The 21,801-nt window shown below is 46.3% G+C and carries 18 protein-coding genes; 8 read left to right on the plus strand and 10 right to left on the minus strand.

What is annotated here, in order from left to right; all coding sequences use genetic code 11:
• Positions 1 to 19: 19 nt before the first annotated feature.
• From ACXAGQ_RS21320 to gltS, 3 genes are all read right to left on the minus strand, one after another.
• Positions 20 to 739 carry a hypothetical protein gene (locus ACXAGQ_RS21320; RefSeq protein ID WP_475256555.1) on the minus strand — a complete coding sequence of 240 codons (720 nt, stop codon included), beginning with the start codon at positions 737 to 739 and terminating at the stop codon, positions 20 to 22.
• A 316-nt stretch (positions 740 to 1,055) separates the two neighbouring features.
• Positions 1,056 to 2,039, minus strand: a complete 984-nt coding sequence (locus ACXAGQ_RS21325; RefSeq protein ID WP_475244780.1) for a SphA family protein — start codon at positions 2,037 to 2,039, stop codon at positions 1,056 to 1,058.
• Positions 2,040 to 2,216: 177 nt separating this feature from the next.
• The gene (gene gltS, locus ACXAGQ_RS21330) at positions 2,217 to 3,443 is read right to left on the minus strand and encodes a sodium/glutamate symporter (protein ID WP_475256659.1); all 1,227 of its coding nucleotides are present in this window, start codon (positions 3,441 to 3,443) and stop codon (positions 2,217 to 2,219) included.
• Between the two features lie 251 nt (positions 3,444 to 3,694).
• On the opposite strand from gltS, the gene ACXAGQ_RS21335 reads away from it, so the two are divergent.
• Positions 3,695 to 4,657: a YhfZ family protein gene (locus ACXAGQ_RS21335; protein WP_475244779.1), complete on the plus strand. Its 963-nt coding sequence runs from the start codon at positions 3,695 to 3,697 to the stop codon at positions 4,655 to 4,657.
• A 141-nt stretch (positions 4,658 to 4,798) separates the two neighbouring features.
• Here the strand turns inward: ACXAGQ_RS21335 and ACXAGQ_RS21340 are convergent, their stop codons facing one another.
• The 4 genes from ACXAGQ_RS21340 to ACXAGQ_RS21355 form a co-directional block, all read right to left on the minus strand.
• Positions 4,799 to 6,508 (minus strand): glycerol-3-phosphate dehydrogenase/oxidase, encoded by a 1,710-nt coding sequence (locus ACXAGQ_RS21340; RefSeq protein ID WP_475256556.1) that lies wholly within the window; start codon positions 6,506 to 6,508, stop codon positions 4,799 to 4,801.
• On the minus strand, positions 6,508 to 7,998 hold the full coding sequence (locus ACXAGQ_RS21345; RefSeq protein WP_475256557.1) for an FGGY family carbohydrate kinase: 1,491 nt from the start codon (positions 7,996 to 7,998) through the stop codon (positions 6,508 to 6,510). The genes ACXAGQ_RS21340 and ACXAGQ_RS21345 overlap by 1 nt, the downstream gene beginning before the upstream one ends.
• A gap of 19 nt (positions 7,999 to 8,017) precedes the next feature.
• Entirely contained in the window at positions 8,018 to 8,965 is a 948-nt protein-coding gene (locus tag ACXAGQ_RS21350) for a DUF7973 family transport facilitator (protein ID WP_475244776.1), read from the minus strand.
• 129 nt (positions 8,966 to 9,094) lie between these two features.
• Positions 9,095 to 10,495 (minus strand): FAD-binding oxidoreductase, encoded by a 1,401-nt coding sequence (locus tag ACXAGQ_RS21355; protein ID WP_475244775.1) that lies wholly within the window; start codon positions 10,493 to 10,495, stop codon positions 9,095 to 9,097.
• A gap of 232 nt (positions 10,496 to 10,727) precedes the next feature.
• Here ACXAGQ_RS21355 and glcF point away from each other — a divergent pair, with 232 nt between their 5' ends.
• Entirely contained in the window at positions 10,728 to 12,008 is a 1,281-nt protein-coding gene (glcF, locus tag ACXAGQ_RS21360) for a glycolate oxidase subunit GlcF (protein WP_475256559.1), read from the plus strand.
• A 73-nt stretch (positions 12,009 to 12,081) separates the two neighbouring features.
• Here the strand turns inward: glcF and trpB are convergent, their stop codons facing one another.
• The gene (trpB, locus tag ACXAGQ_RS21365) at positions 12,082 to 13,305 is read right to left on the minus strand and encodes a tryptophan synthase subunit beta (RefSeq protein WP_475256560.1); all 1,224 of its coding nucleotides are present in this window, start codon (positions 13,303 to 13,305) and stop codon (positions 12,082 to 12,084) included.
• Positions 13,306 to 13,522: 217 nt separating this feature from the next.
• The gene (locus tag ACXAGQ_RS21370; RefSeq protein WP_475256562.1) at positions 13,523 to 14,347 is read right to left on the minus strand and encodes a helix-turn-helix domain-containing protein; all 825 of its coding nucleotides are present in this window, start codon (positions 14,345 to 14,347) and stop codon (positions 13,523 to 13,525) included.
• Positions 14,348 to 14,666: 319 nt separating this feature from the next.
• Between ACXAGQ_RS21370 and ACXAGQ_RS21375 the strand changes: the two genes are divergently transcribed.
• Both ACXAGQ_RS21375 and rhaM read left to right on the plus strand, forming a co-directional pair.
• Positions 14,667 to 16,379: a purine-cytosine permease family protein gene (locus ACXAGQ_RS21375; RefSeq protein ID WP_475256563.1), complete on the plus strand. Its 1,713-nt coding sequence runs from the start codon at positions 14,667 to 14,669 to the stop codon at positions 16,377 to 16,379.
• A 14-nt stretch (positions 16,380 to 16,393) separates the two neighbouring features.
• On the plus strand, positions 16,394 to 16,717 hold the full coding sequence (gene rhaM / locus ACXAGQ_RS21380; RefSeq protein ID WP_475256565.1) for an L-rhamnose mutarotase: 324 nt from the start codon (positions 16,394 to 16,396) through the stop codon (positions 16,715 to 16,717).
• 21 nt (positions 16,718 to 16,738) lie between these two features.
• On the opposite strand, the gene ACXAGQ_RS21385 is transcribed toward rhaM, so the two are convergent.
• Positions 16,739 to 16,900, minus strand: a complete 162-nt coding sequence (locus ACXAGQ_RS21385) for a hypothetical protein (protein ID WP_475256566.1) — start codon at positions 16,898 to 16,900, stop codon at positions 16,739 to 16,741.
• 79 nt (positions 16,901 to 16,979) lie between these two features.
• Between ACXAGQ_RS21385 and rhaB the strand changes: the two genes are divergently transcribed.
• From rhaB to ACXAGQ_RS21405, 4 genes are all read left to right on the plus strand, one after another.
• On the plus strand, positions 16,980 to 18,425 hold the full coding sequence (gene rhaB, locus ACXAGQ_RS21390; protein ID WP_475256568.1) for a rhamnulokinase: 1,446 nt from the start codon (positions 16,980 to 16,982) through the stop codon (positions 18,423 to 18,425).
• An 11-nt stretch (positions 18,426 to 18,436) separates the two neighbouring features.
• Positions 18,437 to 19,696, plus strand: coding sequence for an L-rhamnose isomerase (locus ACXAGQ_RS21395; protein ID WP_475256570.1), 1,260 nt, complete (start codon positions 18,437 to 18,439; stop codon positions 19,694 to 19,696).
• Between the two features lie 103 nt (positions 19,697 to 19,799).
• On the plus strand, positions 19,800 to 20,597 hold the full coding sequence (gene rhaD / locus ACXAGQ_RS21400; RefSeq protein ID WP_475256572.1) for a rhamnulose-1-phosphate aldolase: 798 nt from the start codon (positions 19,800 to 19,802) through the stop codon (positions 20,595 to 20,597).
• 7 nt (positions 20,598 to 20,604) lie between these two features.
• On the plus strand, positions 20,605 to 21,747 hold the full coding sequence (locus ACXAGQ_RS21405; RefSeq protein WP_475256573.1) for an iron-containing alcohol dehydrogenase: 1,143 nt from the start codon (positions 20,605 to 20,607) through the stop codon (positions 21,745 to 21,747).
• Positions 21,748 to 21,801: the final 54 nt, after the last annotated feature.

The following is a 21,801-nucleotide window of genomic DNA, read 5'->3' on the forward strand; positions in this document are numbered from 1 at the left end:
GGGTAAGCAATATCAAAACTTACTTCGAGTTGTCATGAGATCTCGTACTTTGAATAAGGCGATCGCGCTCATTGGTAGCACGGGTACGAATTTCATGCATTACATAAGTTTGCTGATCACGCGTCCAAGCCTGGCCTGAGTCAGGGTCAAACTGACGCGGCATCTCTACCCCATGAGGTAAAAACGCATCAATGCCGGCTCCACGTGCAGTATCAACCGTGCGCAGGCTGTGCTCATAAAAGGCGACCACAGCCGTTTTGCCCAAATTTGCGACCCCACCCGCCTTGGATACCGCTTTTTCCGCCACACCCAAGGTACAAAGATACTTCATGGTGCCTTTGCCAGAAAAGCGCGGATAGATAGCATGGAGATCTTGAGCTGGAATACGGTTACCGATGGCTTCGGCGAGCTCCCATTGTGCGTAAACAGGCACGCCGGTACGACGATATATAGACACCACCGTATCAGCAATTGCCTCATTCATCGGGCCAGGGTGTTGGTTCCCATTAGGGGCAACACGGTTACCAAAAGCAAAGGCAAGAATACTCTCTACCTGTGCTACCGGGATACTCTCTGCCTGCCAGTTCAGCAAAGAATCCATAATAAACTGTGCAGTTTGATCGGCAACATCCTTATTATTCAACTGCTTATTAAGCCTGTCGGCAATTGCCTGCTGCAACTGCTCATCACTCAGCGACTCGATAGGATCGAAGGTCGGCTGATACATCATCGCTGCCATAACCACATCAACTCATAGAAAATAAATAAGCGCCTAGTGGCATTAATGCTGCGATGAAAGTAGCGGGATAGCAGGCATAACGGCCATAGGCAATATGTCATCTTGCTACAGCCTAACTGCTTAACTTTACAGCGGGATGTATCAAGAAAAGTCATCCCGTCCGGTGGGGTGGATATTATTACCCACAGCTTAGTAATTGCGAATGCTTTTTGGATGCTAATGCCGTTTGTGTCTTAGATGTGATACACACTAATCGCAGCCATAACCATATTAGCGTTTGAAGTTTGAGAGTACAGAGGGGGATGAAAACCTACCGCTAAAACTGGGCTGACAACTTCAGCGATATGAGATCGCCCTCAGGCCTGTTTTCGACGTCCAGTTCATTTATCCATTTTAATTCCGCCCTTACCCGCCTTCCTGACCATTTTGACCGATAGCTAAGGACAGGCCCCAGCCCAACAGACTTGGCTTTGAAGCCTCCCCCCACAGCACCGCTGCCAGAGTCATCACTTATCTGCTGGTACCAGTAGCCTGACAGGCCAATCCCTGTGAACCCCCAAAGCAAAGGCACGTATTGGATCACCGTGGAATCAATATGCAGTTGGGTTCCTGTCTGGTAATCGGTGTCCTCATTTTTCGTATTCCAATCAATACCACCTGACAGGGTAAATTCTTGCCCGGTCACTGGTTCGATATACTGCAGCCAAGCAACAGGCGAAAAGGTCCAATAGTTTTTGCCGACATTGGCTAGCTTACCGGCCTCAAAGTTTCCTGTTGGCAGGTAAATATTGAAATGCAGTTCTGACTGCCAGTTTTCTGATATGGGGTAGGCCAGCATCAAAGGAGAAAACATAATGTCGCCAAGCCCGCTGCCCGACTCTTTTTGGCGTTGCCCTTGTTCGACGGCTGTTTGGTTGGCCGACACATCCAAATCCCGATAAGGCAAAGATAGGGCCGTTGCATATTGCCAGCCGCCTTTCAGCTCAATGCCTGGGTTCCAAACCATATTCAGTGTGTAGGTTTGATCCTTCACATCCAAATCAGTAACAGCCAACCCAGCCACAGGAACGATAAGGCTCTGCTGAGTCTTTCCCTCGTACTTGCTGGCATCAACAAAAATATTGACTGATTTGCTGGGAGGAATTTTATTGAACCTTGAAGACAAAGTGCCTGGCTGATAGTGGCCGCTTGCGCCTTCCTCGGCCAAGACATGGCTAGAAAGGCCCATTAGCGAGAACCAAGCCATTGATAACAAGCCTGAATTTAACGAACAAAAACAACTGGCCAAAGTGGCACGCATAGATGGCTTCCCTATCCCCCCAATAAATTGAAATATAGATGAAAAAGGGAAAATGCGGTGAACTAATACTGATATCAAAAAAATGAAAGTAATAGTCATATACCCAAAGTAACTTGGGTATATCCCTGTTTCAATTGGCAGAGCGGGGCTAACTGAAACAGGGGGTGACTGAGGTATTTAGAAATTCGTCAGGAAGTACGGAATCATCAAGGCGTTGACCAAGTCAATGAAGAACGCACAAACCAGCGGTACGATGATAAAGGCTAAGTGAGAGTTACCGTAGCGCTGCGAAACGGCAGACATGTTTGCCATAGCGGTAGGGGTTGAGCCTAATGAAATACCGCCAAAGCCCGAGCAAATCACCGCCGCATCGTAGTTTTTCCCCATAGCGGGAAACACGACAAAGATATTGATCAAGACTGCCACAATGAACTGCGCGGTCAGGATAGCGAAAATAGGCCCAGCCAAATCAATCAAGGTCCACAGCTGCATGCTCATCAGCGACATCGCCAAGAAGGTGCCTAGTGCAATATCTGCTATCAAAGCTATCGCGGGTTTTCTCGTCGGCCAACTGGTACCTGTAATACGGCGGAAGCCGATTTTGTGCACAATGTTGGTCATCACGATACCTGCAAACAAACAGGTGACAAACAAAGGCAACTGCAAGCCCATTTCAGCGATTGACTCATTGAGAAGGTAGCCAAGGATGACACAGATATGAATGGATAAAATGGCATCGAGGAAGTCAAAGCCGGTGATATGACCATTTGATGTATCATCCGCGAACCCGACATCGAGCGCTTCTTTTTTCTCCGGCTTTAAGTCGTAACGGGTGATCAAAAACTTGGCGATAGGTCCCCCCATCAAGCTAGCCAAGATCAAACCAAATGTGGCGCAGGCTACCCCTATTTCCATCGCATTGGAGATGCCATAACCTTCAGAAATCCGCGGAGCCCAGGCAATCGCCGTACCATGGCCACCAATAAGTGAAACACTCCCCCCCAGCATCCCTACCGGGCTATCAAGCCCAAAGGCTTTTGCCACGCCAATCCCGGTAAAGTTCTGTACCATCATGTAGCCAATGGTGATAGCAAGAAGGATAACCAGCGGCAATCCGCCCTTGAGCAAATCTTTAAGGCTGGCATTAATACCGATAGTGGTAAAGAAATACACCAACAGCACATCGCGGGCGACCAAATCAAATTCGATGGCAACATCAGATACGCTGTAGACAACCGCAATGATCACCGAAAACAAAATACCGCCGGTGACTGGCTCGGGAATACTGAACTCTTTGAGCGGCCTGAATACATTGTTGAGCTGGCGACCCACGAACAACACCAAAATCCCGATGGTGACGGCAAAAAAGGAGTCAAACCTCAATATGCCATTGACCCAATCCATTTCCATATAGTTAAACCCTTATCGTTCCTATAGCTTTCATTAACCCTAGCAAAACTCTAGTAAAAATAGCTGTATTAAGGTCAATAAACGCTGACTGGCACACAAGAATCAGTGTTATGAATTTCGAGACAAAGAAATTTGTGATGATAATGACCGCAATAACAAACCGCTATTCATTAAGCGTTAGTAAGTTATTATTGATTTCGATACAATTTATTTAATCGTTACAGATACTTGTTGAGTGGTTATTTATGTCCAATACCCGACCTTCTGCTTTTGCAGATGACCAAGCCATACTAAATGCCAAGCGCCATATTGTGATCCATGCCTTAAGGTCAGGCTTGGGCAGTAAGCTACTCACAAACACACAGTTCCACGAACGATATGGTATCGTCGCTGGCACCATGCAGCGTGCCCTAAAACAATTGAAAGACGCAATGGCACTCTCGACCCAATCCAGAGGCCATATGGGCCGTATCGTTACCCACATTGATACCGGGCTATGTTGGAACATCGCGAAGTTAGCCCCTGTTCAGCTGATAATGCCTAGTAGTGGTTCAATAGAGATCGATATTCTCATTCGCCATATTACGAATAAGCTCAGTAAGCTCAATATCCCCTACTTTATTGAACACCAGCCAGGCGGGGAGCATCGTATTTCTCAGGTTTTATCAGGGGATTATGACATCGCTTTAGTGTCTCTTGGTGCCGCACAAAATATGCCTGACCCTATTGATGAGAACCACATTAAAGTATTGGCAGCTGATACCTATTACTCAATTAACCGTCTCATCGCTGTCTCCGCTAAAGACAACCATAACCCGACACGTGTGGCTATCGACAATAACTCTTCTGACCATGTCCGCTTAACAAAAATTGAATTTCCCCAAGCCGAAGGGTTTGAATACGTTGAAACCGACTTTCGTCAGATCCCTGCAAGGATATTGAATAAAGAAGCCGATATTGGTCTTTGGCATATGACCTCAAGCCCCGTTTCGTTAGAGCATGCCGGGCTTTGTGCAAAATTGCTGTCAAAGCCAGAATCTATTGCCTCCCACCAAGAGTTATCTGCGGCGACACTGGTGGTTAACCCCCACAGGCCAGAGCTATTCGCATTGCTCAATGAAATCAATAACGAGGAAATTGTTCAAAGCTTAGGAAAAGCCTTCCAGCAAGAAGATCCATACCGTAAAGCCTTTAACAAGATTGGATAATGATTGGATAATGATTGGATAATGATTGGATAATGAATAGCTTAATAGACTGACGTAATGACTACCTAGCGAACAAAAAAACAGCCTAGACAGTGGTCATCTAGGCTGGGAACTATAATAACGCACAAAAATCTGTAATGGTTAATCGTATACAGGTTGAGCTATACCCTGGGGTTCATTGGCTGGCTTAGGAACAGCTTTTGGACGATGCTTTCTCACCAAGTCATAGTAACTGTCAATTTGAGAGAGCTTTTCTTCCTCCGTCCAATTCAGTAACCCTTGCATCTCCTGGGCGATGAGGCCTATTTGTTCAAGCCCCCCATCCTTATCCCAGAAGAAAGCGGAAGTCCTGCGAACCAACAGGTCTTTCAATGAACAAGCCGCCTCTTCCTGCACACAATAATGAACTTCAGCGGCCGTCAAATCCCGGGCTCCCAGTGCTTGTTTATATTGAGCTCCTTTGTCCCAATATTTAGCAATAAGGATACTATTGTGGCCATACCGAGACGCCCATGCCTGTGCTAGCCGATATGGCACACCACCAGCTTGCAATTTGGCGACTACCTCATTGGCGACATACTTCACCTTACCCGCGCTATTTGCTTGCGAGGGTTCACATGCTCCCGAGATAGGGATCTTGCTTGCCCGGTATGGCAAGAGATCTGGCCTTAGGTATTTGTTCTGATCTTGCTTGACCACTTTATCCAGCAGCTGTTTTGCCATCACCCTATTGCTGGTCAGCTTACCGCCAACGATGGAATATACCCCAGAATCACTGCGTAATATCTGATGCTCCCGGGGCGTTTTACTGTTGTTCACATCTTCGGCAGGGGCAATCAACGGCCTTAAGCCCGCCCAAGAACCAACAATATGATCTTCTGTGAGCTTTTTGTTGGGCATTAAATGGTTAGCCACATTCAAAAGGTATTGGATATCTTCCTTTTCTGGATGGACATTATTCAGATCGCCTTCATAAGTAGTATCCGTGGTGCCAATAAACACCCTATCATCTTGCATTGAGGGTATTGGCCAGACCGTCCGGCCATCATCCGGTGAACGCATAAAGACAGCGGAGTGCAATGGGAAGTCCTGCTTTCTCAGTACTATATGAACGCCTTTGGTCGGGCGTAATACTTTTGAGCCGCTCTGTTCAAAGCGCAGGATGTTATCGCTCCAAGGCCCTGTAGAGTTAATCACATAATGCCCGCGTATTACCCCTTGCTGACTTGTTAGCTTATCGACAACTTTGACCCCATTACATTGGTTGTCATTGAATGTCAGCCCCGTCACCTCGCAATGGTTAATAACTTGGGCACCATGCTCTGCAGCCCCTTTGACCGTATCTAAAGTTACCCTGGCGTCATCGGTCGATACGTCGTAGAACATTGCAGCGCCACGCAACCCCTCTTGCCTAAATTCTGGCTGGCGAGCTAACACCTGCTCTTTGCTTAACATTTTATGGCGCCGTTTGTTCCAGCTACCCGAAACAAAGTCGTAGAAGGTCAACCCGAGGTTCAGCAACCATTTCTTATCAGGCGTACCTTCATAGAACATGTATAGGAATGGTTGTACCTTGGTAAGGTGAGGCGCCAGCTTCAGCGCCATTTCACGTTCCCGGACTGATTCGGCAACTAAGCCAAACTGGTAAGTCTCCAAATAGCGCAAGCCGCCATGGATTAATTTTGAGGATCGACTTGATGTCCCTGAGGCAAAATCCTCTTTCTCCACCAACACAACCTTCAATCCACGCAGTGCTGCATCCCTTGCAGTGGCAGCGCCTGTAATACCGCCACCAATCACAACAAGATCGAAAACGGTACTCGATAGATCATGTAACGTCGCTCTTTTCATCACTTGCTCCATCCCTGTGCACGCTGAACAGCCCGGTTCCACATTTGGTATTGTTTCTCCCGTGTTGCTTTATCAACTTGGGGGACAAAGGTCTGCTTATTCCTGCCGATAGAAAAAGCCTCATCTTCGCTTTTCCAAACGCCTGCACCAAGCCCAGCCATCAAAGCCGCTCCTAAGCTGGTCGCTTCCACATTGCGCGGACGTATCACTGTGACGCCCAGTTGATCGGCCTGGAACTGTACCAGCAGGTCATTTTTCGCGGCGCCACCATCAACCGACATTTGCGTGATATCAAAGCCTGATATCGACTGCATGGCATTAATGAAATCACGAATAGAGTAAACAATGCCTTCAAGCGTTGCCCTGACAACATGGCCGCGGGTTGTGCCCGGCGTGATACCAAACATCGTTCCCCGGGCATAGGGATCCCAGTAAGGCGCAGATAAACCAGTCAGCGCAGGGACAAAATAGACACCGCCATTATCATCGACTTTGGACGCTACCGATTGCGATTCCGCTGATGAGTCAATGATTTGCAAACCATCACGCAGCCACTGGACGGCAGAGCCGGTACATCCCGCATAACCTTCCAGCGCATAATGGGTTCTTCCGTTCTTCCGCCACGCAATCTGGCAGCAAATGCCACTATTAACATCAATGACTGGCTTATCGCCAACTAACATATCAAGGAAAGTACCTGTGCCATGGGTGCACTTGATCATACCTGCCTTAGTACAACCCTGGGCAAACAGCGCTGAATGCTGGTCAGCAATAATGCCAGAAATAGGAACACTTCCGCCGACAACTCGCTCATCAGTTAAACCCACAACCGCAGAGTCATCGCAGACCTCCGGGAACATCGATAGCGGGATATTCAATTCCTCGAGCCATTCTTCATACCATTGCTCCTGGGTTAGGTCATAAGATCCTGTCACAGAGGCATTCGAAGCACTGATCACATGCTTTTCGCTGCCAGTCAGGCAATATACCAACCATGAGTCTATTGTCCCGAACGCTAACTCTCCCGCCTCGGCGCGCTCCCTGATGCCTTCAACATTGTCCATCATCCACTCTAAACTGAGGGAAGAATAAACAGGGGCTAGTGCCCAACCTGTCCGGCTATATACTTTTTCTCCCCATTGCTCCGCGAGTTCCTGAACCCGTCCTGCGGTTCTCGTGTCCTGCCAAACGATCGCCCTTGTCACCGGCTCTCCAGTATTGCGATCCCAAACTACTGTTGTCGCCCGTTGGTTAGTGATACCCACACAAGAGATATCATTCATCTGCAGTGAAATATGTTTGAGGGCTTGGGCTATCATCGCTTTTGCAGCAAGCCAAATTTCAGTGGCATCCTGCTCGACGCGATCAGGCTCAGGGTGATAGTTGGGAAATTCCGTATACGCCTGCGACAGGATCTGGCTCTGCTCATTGTAAATTAGGGCTCGAATACCTGTTGTCCCAGCATCAATTACCAAAATATATTTGCTCATGACTCACTCCTTGTATTCACTACTTACTAACGACCAGAGAAATTAGGATCAGCGCTGTTGTCATCGGCCATATTGCACTTGCCGGTGGGTCGATATGGGTATCAGCCCGGATTAACCAGAAACGTGCGAACAGTTGGCCGAGTACTGAAGCAAATAACCCAGAAACGGCACCGATAATGACGAGAAGGACATCACTTTCCACCACGCCAATAAACAACGAGACAGCCACTGCACTCACTAGGGTAATATGATGGGTTGCCGGAACAAGGACATTCATCGCTAAAAAGAGGAGGGATATCGCAGAAATGGCAAAGCCTAAGAAAATAACCCCGGGAGCTTCCGGATAAGCCTTTAATAATTCCAGTGCCGACCATGCCGACATCGCGCCCACGAACGCCCCCAGTATGATTGTCATCGGGAAAGTATCTTGGTAAGCAAGCCACGAATGCTGTTCTGAAGTTTTAAAGCGGTCTAACCCATGCTTACCCTCACAGTGCTGACCTATAATCCCGCACTTACTGAACATCAAACGTGCCGCTATCGCAGATAATACGACGGTTAAGGCGACTGAATCGGTATTAGCCCCAATACCTTCTATACCCGCAAGGATAGATTGGACCAAATACCCCCCGAGGCCAAAAGCACCACCGACCATCAACACGCTCGGCCTGCTGAGGCTAACCAATGGCGTAACGATATCTCGGCCATTTGCCAGCCAACCTTTGTGTGATGCATAAGCAGCTGCTGCAACACCACCAGCAAAAGAAATATGGGGCCCGAATACTGGCCCAAGCCCAATTAAATCAAGGAATGCGGAATCACCACTGCCGATAATAATGGCAATACCGACAATAATCGCGATCCCCGTAAAAACAAATGCCACCAAGCCGCCAAAAACGGCGCCTAAAAAACCTCCGGCGAACGATCCGAGTAAACCCATGACACTGATATTGAATAAGCTATCCATCTTTCATGTCCTTTTTTAGTTGTGTAGGGTGAGCCTCATAGGCTTATCTTCTCTGTCTTTTTTCAGCCAAGGCTCATTAGAGGGCCGGCAGGCATCCTTATCTACCTGCCGGTTTGTAACTGGTAAACATCAATCAAGACCCAATTTCCCTGGGTTGAGAATCGCATTTGGATCAAGCGCAGCTTTCAACTTACGCAAGATGAGGTGAGCTTCGCCAATTGAGCGGCGGCTGTATGGAGAGCGGGCTAAACCACCGCCATGGTGATGTGAGAGTTCTGCACCATGCTTGATGCACACTTCCATTGTGGTTTTCCAAATTTCTTCCAGCCGAGCGACTGCAGCTTCATTATCCGCTTCCTGACCAAGCAGAATGACGTACATAGACGTCCCCTGGTTGTAGATATGCGAGAAATGGGAAATAACCTCATTGGCTAACGGTGAGAGAGCTTGCTTTAAGTCTGCCCATAATGGATGGATGGAGTCCCAGTTGTGGGCAATCTCGATGGTTTCACCAAAGCCCCCTTTTGTCGCCAGCAAATTCTCAACGGTTGAAAAATCAAAACGACGATCCATCCAGCCAAGCGTGCCTTCGGGGCCGATCGCCTTACCACCATGCTTTTCAGCTAACTGGTGCAGGACACTTTGCTCAGCATCAACCATGGTCGACAATCCCCGGCTTCCTAGGAACAATACTGGAGAGTCGAAACTTTTATCCTGCATGGCATGCTTTGCTTCCTCGGTATCATAAAAACGAACCAGGAAAGGTTTCAGGTTTGACGCTGTGATTTCCCGCATCAGGGCCAAACCGTCTTTGACCGTCGGTATGGCGTAGGTCATGAAGGCTTCAGCTTCCATTTGCGGGAACACTTTTAGGGTCACTGAGGTAATGACGCCTAATGTGCCTTCTGAACCTAGAAAGATCTGGCGTAAATCCGGTCCCATCGCCGCCCGTGGATTAGCTTTAAGTGACATTTTTTCACCCGTTGCCAAAATCACCTCATAGCCAACGACCAAGTCCTCAATGCCACCGTAAAGGGAAGAAAACTGCCCAGTTGCTAAGGTTGCCAACCACCCGCCAACCGTTGAACGATACAGTGACTGGGGAGAATGGCCTAGTGTCCACCCTTGTTTTTGAAGTAAATCCTCGAGATCCCCACCATTTTGGCTACAAGTCGCGGTAACCGTCATGTTCTCCTCATTGAGGCTGAACTTACTGGGGATCTCTGAAATATCCAAGACGATCCCACCTTTAGTTGGCAGGGGCTGTCCAGTTACCGACGAAGCCAAAGCCCTTACGGTCACTGGCACTTTGTCCTCATTGGCCAGTGCCAGCACTTGGCAGATATCGTCATCACTTTGAGCTTTGACAACAATGTCAGCCATATTTGGGTGCTTATCTAGCAAATTGAGTTTGGTCATCAATGGCCAGGTATCATGGCTGCTAGCCTCAAGGTCTTGCTTCAATGTCGATACTTTCGCTGAACCTAATGCTTTTTCGAGCTTCTTTTCAATTAACGGATAATCCAACATAGCCCCTCACTTAACTCATCATCTGGGTATTCACGGTTAGGTATGAGTCTCTGGTTCACTCTCTCTGACTCAATAATCATAATTTGGAGTATTCAATAAATTGACTATTGATCTATAACTATTTAAAGTCAAAGTGAACTTTCTAAAGTGAGATACATTGCACGTTATTGTTTACAAATTGACCAAGGCGAGGATTTAGGCGCTTGTTGGCAAATGTTCAGAAGGGAATCGCATGCTTACAGATCTTGATCATAAGTTCAGCCAATCACAACCAGCCCTTGACGCTGCAGCGATTATCAAGCGTTGTGTCCACCGCGGCTTTTGCAATGCAACATGTCCAACATTCATTGAGTCTGGCATCCAAAGCCGTGGGCCGAGGGGGAGGATTTATTTAATTCGAGATTATTTGCAGGGAAAAACGCTAACAGTAGAGCAACGCAAAGACCTAGACTTATGCGTCGCTTGCCGAAGTTGTGAAACCACCTGCCCCGCAGGTATCGAATTCGGCCAACTGATCCACATTGCCCGTAGCATGCTTGAAGATGAATATCCCCGCCCTTGGAAGGAACGGGCGTTACGCTGGGCAATAAAGCAGGTTCTCCCCTACCCAAATCGATTTTCATTGGCACTCTCTATCGGCCAACGATTAAAGCCTATTTTGCCTAGCCCTATCGCGATAAAAATCCCACCAACAAACAGCAACAGCAACAGCAACAGCAACAGCAAACCACAGGTACCCGTCGCGGTTAAGGAAGATCAATTACCCAAACCGGTTAATAAGCACAGGTTCGTGATCTTACTCACTGGCTGTGCGCAAGATGTAGTGCAGCCTGCCACCAACCAAGCCGCCATGGATTTACTGTCGGCTTTGGGGATTGATACCCAGCAGCACCCTGCCGCACAATGCTGTGGAGCCATTCATGCCAGCCTTTGCGATAACAAAAAAGCACAGCAACGCATGAAAACGAATATCGATGCATGGTGGCCATTGATTGAGCAAGGGGCGGAAGCCATTATTTCAATGTCTTCGAGTTGCGAGCTTATGGTGAGGGAATACGTCAAACACCTCGCTGACGACACAGAATATGCCGAGAAAGCCAGTGTTGTGAGCAAGCTTACGAAGAATATCGGTGAAATTATCCTGACAGAAGACGAGCAGCTTTCACACTTCACGCTAAATGGGGAGTACAAAAACTTAGCCTTACATACACCCTGCTCACTAAGGAATGGCCTACGCAAAGATGAAATCCCCAAGCAAATCCTCAGCCAACTTGGCGCAACATTCTCTGCTATAGAAGACAATAAAATCTGTTGTGGATCAGGCGGTACCTATTCTTTGCTACAACCAGAGTCCAGTCTTCAGTTAAGAAATAACAAAATTAAAGCGCTAACCATTAACCATCCATCACAGATAGTCACTGCTAACCTAAGCTGCCAATTGCACATTGGTTCGGGCTCAACACTGTCAATCTCGCACTGGATAGAGTTGCTCAAGGTGAGAAAAAACACCTGAAGGCATTAATTAATAGGAAAAGCCAGCAAGTCTAACTTACTGGCTTTCCATTTTATTCCAGATTTGAATCGAATTAGATCAGTGACTCAATGCCATAGTCTTTGCCGTAGTGCTCAACCACAAAGTCGATATCTTTATCGCCGCGGCCAGAGAGGTTAATCAAAATTGACCCGGTTTCACCCTGTTTGGCGATTTTCAGGGCATAGGCCAAGGCATGGGCTGACTCAATCGCTGGGATAATCCCCTCGCAGCGTGATAGCTCAAAGAAAGCATCTATCGCTTCCTGATCATCCGCGGTACCGTAGTTAACCCGGCCAATATCTTTAAGGTAGCTATGTTGCGGTCCAACCGACGGATAATCCAAGCCACTAGCAACTGAGTAGACTTCCTGAGGCTCGCCCTTCTCGTCTTTTAGCATGTAAGACTTAAAGCCATGCATAATACCCGGCTCACCCAACGACAAGGTTGCCGCATGCTCACCGACTTCATCCATAGAACGGCCTGCTGGCTCGACCCCGTGAATAGCCACATTCTGATCGTCCAAGAACGCAGTAAATAGCCCCATCGCATTTGACCCGCCGCCGACGCAAGCCACAAGGTTGTTAGGCCGGTTTCCGGTCATCTCCTTGAACTGAACGCGCGCTTCATTTCCGATGATCGACTGGAAATCACGCACCATCATAGGGAATGGGTGCGGGCCGACTACAGAGCCGATAGCATATAGCTGGTTAATAGGATCTTTGAGGTAAGCTTCAAACGCAGCATCCACTGCTTCTTTGAGTGTTTTACGGCCATGGGTTGCCGGGATCACATTGGCACCAAGGATACGCATCCGAACGACATTCGGGTGCTCCTTGGCGATATCCACTTCACCCATGTAGATATCACACTCCAATCCAGCCAATGCCGCTGCAGTTGCCAGAGCCACACCGTGCTGGCCAGCACCAGTTTCGGCAATCAGCTTCTTCTTGCCCATCTTTTTAGCTACCAGAGCTTCACCCAAGCAGTGGTTAATCTTGTGGGCACCAGTATGGTTGAGATCTTCACGCTTTAGGTAAATCGGCGCACCATATTTCGCCGATAAGTTCTCGGCATGGAAAATAGGGCTCGGACGCCCGACAAAATGCTTGTAAAGACGCGCCAATTCTTCTTGGAAGGCGGGATCCTTGCGACACTCATCATAGGCAGCCGTGATCTCCTCCATCACTTTTTGCAGCTCTTCGGGAATAAAGCTGCCGCCATATTCACCAAAATAACCTTGAGCATTAGGTAAAGCGTGATCAAACGAGTTCTTCATGGCTTCCTTGTCCTATTCAATGAGTACACTCCGTCATAATAAAGCGTTACATGCCATGGTTGAATAGTGACAAGGTAAGTATTTAGAGTAAGTGTGATCCCGAAGAATAATATTTTGAGACAAGAAACGAGTATTACTAGCCGACTCTCTTCAAATGAAAAGCTTTAGTACTCAAAAAACTATAAATGTGGTTTAGAAAAAGAAAGCGGCTCATAAATTACCTACTTGTTCGACGCATTCTTGCATCCCTTGGCGTTAGATTAAAAACTTGCTTAAACTTAGTAGAGAAATAATTACTGTCTTGATATCCCACATCAAACGCGATTTCTGTAATGGGTTGGTCGGTATAGAGAATATCGGAGAGGGCTTTACTTGTTCTTGTGTAATGTAAGTATTGATTGAAGTTCATTCCAGTCAGCTTTTTGATACTACTGGTTAGCTGACGAGCAGAAAGTTGCACCCGTTCCGCTACATTTTCAATTTCATTTAAGTCTGCATAATTTTGATTAATATAGGACAAAGCAAAGATCACCCTATCATTGTTATTCAGCAGATTAATATCTTTGATTTTCCCTCTCCACAATTCAACGATAATCTGCTGAAAAATTGATTGGGCGATAATTTGAGATTCTATGCTGTCAATATGCGATTCAACATGCAGCTGCTCAACCAATTGATCGACGCGTTTCGCTGCTTTCTCGTTGATAAACCAGCCATGATCATCGTCAGAATCATAAGGCATGAAGTCTTTAATCGCAGAGTTTAATGACAATTTGTCTTTTTCAAAAAGGATATTGCTTAGGTATAGATCATCCACTTGATCGAAAAGATGTCGATCTTCTTTTTTCACAAAGCACACGTAGTTTTTACTTAAATTCATGGGAACGTCATTCATGACATGTGTGCCATTACCTGCTGAGACAATGATTATCTCTTCAAAGGAGTGAGCATGTTCAGGAAAGGGCTCCTGAGGCGTTCGGAGCTCTGTAGTTACTGGGCAGCTCGAATTTAAAAAGAACTCATTGGACTTTAAAAAGATCATATCATCACCTCTGTTTGACGACTTTACCTTAGAGTGTTTTTCTCTACCTTTCTAAGCAGATGCTCCCACTTTTTCTCTGATCTTTTGCTTTTTTATTAAACTGTGAACACGCAATTGCCGATCTCCATAAATTCACTATCCAAATGAGAGTACTGTGTTATTTTGCCAAGGTTATAAATTCTGGGGTTTGTAAGCTAACCACAACAGCCCTCAATTAGGGCTCCTATGAACCAGCAATGTATAGCTTAACCAATGACAATGGGTCGATAGGAAACAAAGGATATAGCAATTAAAGCTTACGAATGGCAAGGAGACGACGATGTCTACAACAATAACGGCGACAGAAGACAAAAAGATAGAACTCAGTGAATATGAACAAGAACGGGTACCCAAACACAAATTGCTTGGATGGCGACACTTTCTGGGCACCTACTCCGGCGAACACGTAGCCGGTACCGAATTTGTTATTGGTGCAGCCTTTGTAGCATGGGGAGCAAGCACCTTTGACATTCTAATGGGTTTGCTCGTGGGTAACTTCATGGCAGTACTTACTTGGGCACTCATTACCGCACCAATTGCAACTCAATCACGTCTTACCGTATATGAGTACCTCAGAAGAATTGCGGGCCCCGGTTTTAATAAAGTATACAACGTGGTTAACGCTGTTCTTTTCTGTGCTTTGGGTGGAGCGATGATTACCGTCTCAGCCTCCGCAGTGCGAATATTGTTTAACATACCAGCACAAACCCATTGGTATCCTGACAGTGGCGCCTTTGTTGCGGTTGCTTTGGCCGTTGGTGCCATCGTTGTAGCTATTGCCGTTCTTGGTTTTAAAAAATGCGCGCAATTTGCGACGGTATGTTCGCCCTGGCTATTGGTCATCTTTGTAACCGGCGGCATGGTATCTCTTCCGGCACTGAGCTATTTTGGTAATGGTGAAACGTTCACTGGCTTTGGTCAGTTCATTTCATTAGCAGATCAATACATCTGGACCGGACAAACCCCAGACGGTTCACCTTCTTTGACCTTCTGGCAAATTGCTGCCTTTGCTTGGGTATGTAATCTCGCCATGCATGGCTCATTAGGTGATATGGCTCTTCTTCGCTTTGCCAAGAGTGCAAAGTATGGCTACTTCTCTGCCTTTGGCATGTTCTTTGGCCACTACGTTGCATGGATTTGTGCTGGCATCATGGGCGCTGGTGCAATGCTGTTGCTCGATACCAATATGTCTAACTTAGATGCTGGCGGGATCGCTCATGCCGCGCTTGGGGCTACAGGTATTATTGCGGTAATCATCGCGGGATGGACAACATCAAACCCTACAATTTATCGTGCTGGTCTCGCAATTCAAAGTATCTTCCCTAACAAATCTCGTGCCTATATCACGACCATTGTTGGTGTAGTCACTGTCATTATTGCTTGTTTTCCTTTTGTCTTTACCCGACTTTTGGATTTTGTAGGCTACATGGGGCTGCTTCTCGCCCCCGTAGGCGCAATCATTGTTTCAGAGCACTGGGTGTTTAAGAAAATTGGCCTCACTCCACTTTGGTCAAAATACCAAGGTAACGACCTCAACAAAGCAGCATTAATGACATGGGCAATCGGTGTGGTATTTGCGGTCACTTGTGAACGACTCGGTATCCTACATTTGTTCTTCTTATTTGTGCCAACCTACTTGCTATCTATGGCTGTTTATATTGGTCTAGCAAAATCAATGAGGGCAGCTGAAGACTACAGCAAGCAAGAAGCTCAATATCATGAAGAACTCAAACGAGAGGATGAACGTCATGCTATCGAAGCCAAACAAGAAGAGCTACAAGAGGACACCATCAAACAAGCAAGTACATTAGAAAAAGTAACCGGGGTGATAGCACTAACTTCCTTGGCAGCAATCTTCATCTCGGCAGTTAAAGTATGGGGAGCCGGAGGTGATTACCAAGTAGCATTCCAGGCATTTAAAGACTTCGCGATTTATCCAACAATCATTTACTTCATCGCTGCAACAACATGGATCACTCAGCGTGATAAATAACGGAGAGTAAAATCGTGAGTAATCTCATTCGTAAAGCCTTTGTCATGCAACTCAATGAGGGCTGCAAAGAAGAATACACAAGACGGCATGATGAAATCTGGGCTGAACTCGTTGATGTGCTAAAAACCCATGGTAGTCATCACTACTCCATATTTTTCCATGAAAAAACACATCAACTTTTTGGTTATGTGGAAATAGAAGATGAAGCACAATGGGAGGCAGTTGCGAGCACCGAGGCATGCCAAAGGTGGTGGGCATTTATGCAAGATATCATGGCAACCAACCCTGATGATTCACCCCAAGCAATTAATCTTGAACAGGTGTTTTATCTCAATTAATTGTAGATAGTTATTTTAAAATCATATAGTTGAAAGCCAAGCTCTACCTTTGATGAGTTTGGCTTTTTTGTCATTACAGAAACCAATAACCTTTATATCCCCTACTTTGTCTGTCACAAAAAAACGAGTTATAAAAGTTTGAATCATCGCAAGAGTTCCTTGGAATAAATGCAGCTCAAACACGTTTTAGCGCCATTTCTTTAAGTTAATAACAGCCCAAAAACAGTGTAATACCGATAAAGAACGAGAGGTATTAATCATTATGAATAAAGCTGTGATTGCAATCGACCTAGGGGCGTCAAGTGGCCGTGTCATGGTTGGGTATCTCAACAATGAAAAATTAGCTTTAGAAGAATTCCATCGGTTTCAAAACCAGCAAGTGATGCATGGAAATATATCCTGTTGGGATCTCTACACAATCTTGGAAGAGATCAAAATCGGCATCAATAAAGTCATCACTTCAGGCACCGAAGTGATCTCGTTAGGGATCGATACATGGGGCGTTGATTTTGTTTTACTCGATAAGTTTGGTCAACATCTAGGGGAATTTGTCAGTTATCGCGATGCTCGCACCGAAGGTGTATTAGACCGATTGATTGATAACACCCAACTTTCACGCGAAGAAATCTATAAACAAACGGGTATTCAATTTCTACCCTTCAATACTCTATATCAACTGCGCGCAATTGCCGATCAGCAACCTTCATGGTTTAACCGTATTGATACCCTGCTATTTATCCCTGACTACTTAAACTACAAGCTGACAGGGGTTAAGCACTGCGAATACACCAACGCTTCCACCAGCCAATTGCTGGATTGCAAGGATAAAGCGTGGAATGAACAACTCATTGATGCATGCGGCGCTAAATTAGAGTGGCTGTTACCGCCACAAATGCCAAATCGGATCATTGGACAGTATCAAGTAGATGGTATTGACATCCCTGTTTGCTCTGTGGCCAGTCATGACACCGCTTCTGCAGTTGCAGCCACGCCTTTAGCCAACGAAAACATGGCATACCTGAGCTCAGGCACGTGGTCATTGCTTGGTATTGAAAGTGAGCGCCCATTTACCGGTGACCTTGCATACCGCTTTAATTTGACCAATGAAGGCGGTGTCGACGGACGCTATCGTGTATTAAAAAACATTATGGGGTTATGGCTTATCCAAAGAGTAAAAGCCGAAAACCCTGAGCTTAGCTTTGCTGATATCGCCAATCTTGCGCGCCAAGCTGAACCGTTCAAGTACTTAGTGAACCCAAACGATAACGACTTTTTAAACCCGTCATCGATGACTGAAGCGGTGAAATGCTGGTTCCAAAAGCACAATCAAGCGGGTCCCGAGACCTTGGCGGAAGTGTTCCGTTGTATCTATGACAGCCTAGCCCTTGCCTATAGCGTAGTCATCGCACAACTTACAGAAGTGACCGGACGAACTATCACTGAATTACGCATTGTAGGTGGCGGAACTCAAGATCAATTCCTAAACCAACTGTGCGCTGATGTTTGCCAAATCAAAGTGTCCACGGAGCCAACTGAAGCATCGGCTCTCGGTAACGTAGTAAATCAGTTTATTGCATCTGACGTTATCACTTGCCTTGAAGAAGCCCGCCAAATCATAGATGCCTCTTCTAACATCCACTATTTCACACCAAATCATGTTGAGGGGTTGTCTCTCGTGAAACCCCGTTTTCAAAAAATTACTAAATAGGGTCTGACAAGATGAACAAAGAACATATCACAGCAGCATATCAACACGCTAAACGCGTTTTTGCAGAGCTTGGAGTTAATACCGATGAAGCGCTACAACAACTGAATGCCACCCCCATTTCAGTGCACTGCTGGCAGGGAGATGATGTCAAAGGGTTTGAATCTCCCGACGTAGCACTTAGTGGAGGTATTCAGGCGACCGGGAATTACCCTGGGGCTGCAACGACACCAGATCAATTGCGAGCAGATATGGAAAAGGCCTTCTCTCTTATTCCAGGGAAAAAGCGCGTTAACCTGCACGCAATCTATCTCGATAGCGATGAAAAAGTGGAACGCGATGAAATCAAGCCTGAACACTTTGCACGCTGGGTAGAATGGGCGAAGCAACAGGGTTTAGGGCTAGATTTCAACCCAACATTGTTTTCTCACCCAAAAGCCGATGATGGTTTGACATTGTCACACCCAGATGAAGACATCCGTAACTTTTGGATTAAGCATGTAAAAGCCAGCCGTAAAATCTCCGAGTACTTTGGCCGAGAGCTAGATAGCCCCTCTTTTATGAACATTTGGATTCCCGATGGCATGAAAGATCAACCGGTTGATCGCTTACTACCTCGCCAGCGTCTTGCTGATTCATTAGATAAAGCGTTATCAGAAAAAATAGATCCGGCATTTCACAAGGATGCAGTCGAAAGTAAGTTATTTGGTATTGGAGCAGAAGCCTATACCGTAGGGAGCAATGAGTTCTACTTAGCTTATGCCGCAACAAGAGGTACAGCCCTTTGCTTGGATGCAGGCCACTTCCACCCAACCGAAATGATCAGCGATAAAATCAGCGCTTGCTCTATTTACGTTCAAGATCTCTTACTGCATGTGACACGTCCAGTTCGCTGGGATTCAGATCACGTTGTCTCATTCGATGATGAAACTCAAGCCATCATGCGTGAAATCGTTCGTAACGATTTACTGAGCCGAGTGGCTATTGGCCTGGATTTCTTCGACGCTTCCATCAACCGAATTGCCGCATGGGTCATTGGTACTCGCAATGCACAAAAAGCGCTGCTTAAAGCATTACTTGAACCAACTGCGAAATTAAAAGCTGCCGAGGCATCATTTGATTTCACCACACGCTTAGGTCTCACAGAAGAAAGCCATTCATTGCCGTGGGCTGCCGTCTGGGATTACTACTGCACGCAAAACCATGTACCTCTAGGTTTCGACTGGATGCGTGACGTTAAGGACTATGAAGCGACAGTCAATCAAATGCGCTAACCCCAAAGCACACACAGAGGTAAAGAGAGCCCTGAGCTCACTTTGCCTCCTCCATGTGAGGCTGTAGCACTTAACACAAATTGAATAAAAAGGTTAAACACAAATGTTTGAACTAAATGAAGCAGTCAAAAGCGAAATTAATAAGGTAACGGAAGTTTCACAGTATTTATGGCAAAGAGAATGGGCGGAGCGTAATGGTGGGAATATCTCTATTGATTTAACAGATATCTATGGTTCCGTCGACTCAGGTTCTCCAGTAAAACCGTTACCATTCCAGTACCCATCAAGCTGCGCTAATCGCGTTTACTATGTAAAAGGCACTGGGCAACGCATCCGTGAGCTAAGGAATGCTGATTATGCTGGGTGTATTCTAAAAATAAATGACCAGGCAACCGGTTTTCAGATCCTTTGGGGTGGGACTGCATCCGACTCTTTTGCCCCAACATCTGAATTTATTAGTCACGTGAAAATTTTAGAAGCCAAACGCGCAGTAGGGTCTCCTCACAAGACCGTTGTACATACTCATCCACTAGAACTTATCGCCCTGTCTCATCATTCCGATATCTCTAAAAGTAGTGAGTTGTTTACACACTCATGTTGGCAAATGTTGCCGGAAGTAAGAGCCTTCGTACCCAAAGGGATTGGTATGATCCCATACTGCCTACCTTCATCCGAAGAGCTAGCTGATAAAACAACAGAGTCCTTGCTGGATCACGACGTCGCAATTTGGGAAAAACACGGAGCAGTTGCTGCTGGGGATGATGTTCTTCAAGCCTTTGATTATATTGATGTCGCAAACAAAGGTGCCAAGCTATATCTGATGTGTCTTGCTTCGGGTTTTCAACCTGAAGGTGTATCAAGGCAAGATATGGAAACTTTAAAACAAGAATTCGACTTGTGAGGTAAATATGTCAGTTTTTACACTCGCTTTCCCAAAGATAAACCTATCAGGAATAGGGGCTATTGAAGCGCTGATTAATCGCCTCAAGACGGAACACAGTAATAAACCGGGGTTACTCATCTGCGATCCTGCGATGGTTGAGCTTGGCTTTGCCAATAAGCTACTTGAAAGCTCGCTCAACCTCACCTTGTTTAGCGATATTCGCCCTAACCCAGATACAAACACGGTCAATCAAGCACTTGATAGTTTTGTAACCAACAAGGCGTCATACATTATCGGGTTAGGCGGAGGTAGTGCTATTGATACTGCCAAAGCTATTCGTATTTTGTCGGCAAACGAAGGTCCAATCTCGAGGTTTAATGGTGTTGATATGGTAAACAAGCTTGGTGCGCCACTGTATGCCATCAACACCACGGCGGGTACCGCTGCAGAAGTAACAAGCAACGCCGTGATCACTGATACTGCCACTCGGGTAAAACACGTCATCATTTCAGATAAAATCATCCCTGAAATTTCAGTCAATGATCCGAGTGTAATGCTGGATATTCCAAAAGAAATCACCGCGGCGACAGGAATTGACGCACTAACCCATGCCATTGAGGCTTATGTTTCCGCCGGGGCACATACTTTAACTGATTACGCCTCATTAGAATCAATCAAGCTCATCGCACAGTATCTACCAGCTGCTGTTGATAATGGTGAGGATGTTGAAGCTCGACAAATGATGGCGCATGGCCAATTCATTGCAGGCTTATCATTTAATAGCGCTGGCCTCGGCATGGTTCATGCCATGGCTCACCCAGCCGGTGCGCACAAAGACTTACCCCATGGCGTTTGTAATGCAATATTATTGCCTATTGTTTGTGAGTTTAACCGCCCTTATCGTGTTGATAAATTTGCTAAAGTTGCTTGCGCGATGGGTGTTGATACCTCAGACATGAGTAATGAAGAAGCAAGTCTCGCAGCTATTGAAGCAATGAAAGCCCTAAACAAGCGAGTAGGAATACCTTGCGGATTCGCTGAATTAGGCGTTGAAGAAAGCGATATTCTGGAGTGGGTTCCTGATGCAATGCGTGATCCATGTGCAGGAGGGAATCCTCACCCCATGACTCCTCAGCAAGTCATCCAATTGTACCGACAGTCACTCTAATAATAATGACTGCTTCCAATGCAATCACACTTACGGCCTATTTATATTAGGCCG

This window comes from Photobacterium sp. ABD4_091, assembly GCF_056160145.1.